This window comes from Giesbergeria sp. (genome assembly GCF_028686475.1).
Taxonomy (GTDB): Bacteria; Pseudomonadota; Gammaproteobacteria; order Burkholderiales; family Burkholderiaceae_C; genus Simplicispira.
This window is the reverse complement of the sequence record NZ_JAQUCA010000059.1, coordinates 1-3,418: the sequence shown is the minus strand read 5'-3', so window position 1 is coordinate 3,418 and position 3,418 is coordinate 1. Positions and strand designations below refer to the sequence as shown.

The following is a 3,418-nucleotide window of genomic DNA, read 5'->3' as shown; positions in this document are numbered from 1 at the left end:
ATACGGCGCAGCATGGAGTTGAAAGATGTCCGCACCCGTTGCAACAGGTCATGACGCGGAAGCCAGGTCTCAGGGCCTGCATAGGTTAGGGCTGGCACCACAAAGGTCTTGAACATGAGCATCTTCGTGGACAGGGACATGCCGCGTTTTGCCAGAAGAACAGGTTTAAGTGTTCTGAAGGAAAACTCTGCAGAACTGATTCTACGCTGGATCTCCCTACCCTGATCCCCACTGCTATCAATCAGAATCCCCAGATACCGAAAATGATCCACAATCTGAACGTGACGTCCCGTGCCGAGCTGGACTGTCTGCTGTGGCTGCCCAGGTGCCGACTGAGCTGCTGCGGGGTTGATGACCATGACCTCCGTCTTGCTGAAATTGATGATTAGCCCCCATTCTGACGCGACCTCCTCCAACAGGTTCAAGGCTGCCACGAGCTGGTGACGGCTTGGAGCCAACAGAACCAGGTCATCAGCGTACAGTAGCAAGGCTAGGTCCCGGACACCTTGACAGGCAACTCTGACCCCAACCCCCGGAATGGTGTACGCCACACTGAACCCACTGATGCCCTGACTGTGGCAGCGATGTTGGAAGATGCGGATCACAAAGTCCATGTACACATTGAACAGCACTGGCGATAGTGGGCAGCCTTGTCGGACCCCGGAGTGGATGTGAAACTGGCCTGATGTGCTGCCATTGGCCCTGACGCAGGCTGTACTGCCCTGATACAGGTCCTCCAAGAGGGAGATGAGTTTAGGGTGGATGCGGTAGACACGCAGCACCTCCCATAACACCCCACGGTCAAGGGAGTCAAATGCTTGCTTGAAGTCCACAAACCCTGCATGTAAAGGCACTCCATGCGCAGCAGCCAACTCCACCAGGCGGGTCATGCATTGTTGGCCATCCCCTGGACCCCTCGCGGGGCGAAATCCAAATTGCTCATCTAGCAACTGTGCATCTAGGTGCAAGCGAATTCTATCAAGCAGGATAAGCAGGAAAGCTTTGGATTCAACATCAATCAAGCTAATTCTGCGATAGTTGGCAACATTCAACCTACTTCCTTGCTTGGGCAGAGGTGTGATCAAGGCCCGACGCCACGACGCTGGAACTGTACCAGAGCGCCACACGGCAGCAACCATGCGGTGCACCATGGTCGTCACGCCTGCGCCGCCCTCCTTGAGGCCCCGTGGGTGTATGCCATTCTGACCGGGGGCAGTGTTCTGCAAGGCCTGAACCGCTGCAGCCACTTCAGACAGACTGGGTTCATCGCCCGCATTGGTGGTGTTGGGGGCTGGCTGGAGCTGCGGGGGTTGCGGTGCATCCAACAGTTGGGATGTTGCGGCTGCCAGGCGTGTGTTGGGGCGCTGTGGGTGCACTGACTCCAATCGTTGTAGTGCAGGTGCATCACGCGGGATATCGAGGGTGGTTGCAGTGCTGGCAACTGCTGCTGCGCGGGAAGTACTGGCGGGAGGCCTAGCTTGTTCCTGTCTGGCGAACTCTGCAGCAAGTGCCGCCGTGGCTGCCTCACCAAAGACTAGCTTCCCAGTGGGTAGTCTGACTGCTGCTGGTTGTTGCTGCTTGTGCATGCCGCACATTTGCTTGACTTGGGCGTAGGCTGCGCGCTGTAAGTGTCCAGGGCCGCTAAACATGCTACTGACAGATTGTAAGTACGCAGCTGTATGGGTATCCTTGTCCATGCCATTGACTGTGCGAGACAACCATCGGGCGGCTGTATATTGCTGAAAAGCACGCTTGGCACCATCACTGAGCATGTTGAGTGCGTCTGTCGGGGCACCTGCTGCACATGCTGTCCAATATTGTGTCTTCGCTGAAGCCCATATGAGATAGGCTGTGCGTTGACGGGCAGCAACCTGGCGTCCTAACGCAGTCATCCACAAAGTGGTCTGCTGTCTACGCTGAGCATGGCCCAGAATATTGAATGCTGTGGTTTTGACAGTCTCACACAGAATGTCCAATTCATCCTCTAGCCACTGGCGGCTGGGGAGGTCGGGGACGGGACCCCTGGACGCCACTAGTTCGGCCACGGCTGTGGTCATGGCTGCGCTATACTGCTCCTGAGTCTGACCGCTGGGGTCGTACAACATGTCCCAGTGCGGTTGGACTGGTCTGGCTGCCACCAGTGGTTGACGCATCTGCAACGGCACACGGATGTCACAGACTAGCAACTTGTGGTCAGTGTGGTGGGACACAGCATTTGGAAGGACACGGGCATCAGTGACAGCATGACGAGCATGGGTGCTGATGAGAATATGATCTAACGCTGCCCAGTCCAAGCCTGTGTTGGAGCACCAGGTGGCAATGTAGTGATCTGTGCGTTGGAAAAAGGAATCGGCAACAAACAGCCCAAGTGCACGACACAACGCAAGACATCGGACCCCGTTGTCATTGGCTACTGGTGCAGGCACGCGGCCGGCCTGGTGACTGCGTCGAGCAGCAGTGCTAGCTCTGCTGGTGCCTGTGCGGGGAGGAGGGGGGCCTGCGGGCGCACCGAAGTACCCTACGGCACCGCCCCACGGGGCGGGATCCCGTCCGACCTGTGCATTGAAGTCTCCTAAAACAAGAACAGTATGCTGAGATGGGACGGAATCTAACAGAGTGCTTAAGTGAGTGTAAAATGCTTCTTTCTCATCATGGGGTGCAACGTCTGTGGGGGCATAAGCTACGACCACCGTGATCTTACGGGGTTGAGCATGGAAGTGGAGCATCATCAACCGTGATGGGCAACTATCACAAGGGGAGAAGGTGATGAGTGACTTGAAAGCCAACGGACTGAGCAAGGCCCCAACACCATGGCGCCGTGGGGCCCCTGTGCCTAACCCTGACCACAACAGCCGCCAGCCCGATTCGTGCACCAGTCGCATCCCTGAGCCCCGGTCACGCACCTCCTGGAGTCCACAGACATGGACTCCTACCGCTTGTAGCTCACACGCTAAAGTCTCCATGTCACCCGGGTGCCTGCCAGTTCTGACGTTGAGGGTAGCCACTCTGAGGGGCTGGACAAGGCGGAGAAGTAGATTACTCCGTTGTCTGCGCTGCATATCAAAAGGAACTGAAGACAGGGAAAACAAATGACAAGGCTAGGATAACACACTATGCTCTCCAAAGCGGACAAATGACCTGGAGAAAGCTGCCACCGCTAGGTCAAAACGGTCGTGCAGCCAGCCCAAAGTACTGCAGGGCTGGGGTGGGAGGGTGAGGAGATCACCTCAACTCCAGTGCAGTGCTGGAGTTGGCCCTGGGACTACGCTGTGGAAAGTGTAGGGGCAGGACCACCCGGATGGCGATGCTTACTGCGTGCTGCCCGCCATCACACCGTCAGGTGCAGAGGGCGGGGAGTCAGGAGGGGGCGGGGCAGTGTGGGGAAGGAGGGGTGGGGACGGAATGGTGGTGGGGTTGG

1 protein-coding gene and 1 pseudogene are annotated in these 3,418 nt (G+C 57.3%); both read right to left on the bottom strand.

The features are described from left to right. Window positions 1–1,052, bottom strand: a 1,052-nt coding sequence (locus PHX60_RS15895; RefSeq protein WP_300079756.1) for a reverse transcriptase family protein, incomplete at its 3' end; no start/stop codon positions are given. A 1,194-nt stretch (window positions 1,053–2,246) separates the two neighbouring features. Continuing rightward, window positions 2,247–3,059, bottom strand: a pseudogene (locus PHX60_RS16050) (endonuclease/exonuclease/phosphatase family protein); the annotation flags it as partial. Between the last annotated feature and the right edge of the window lie 359 nt (window positions 3,060–3,418).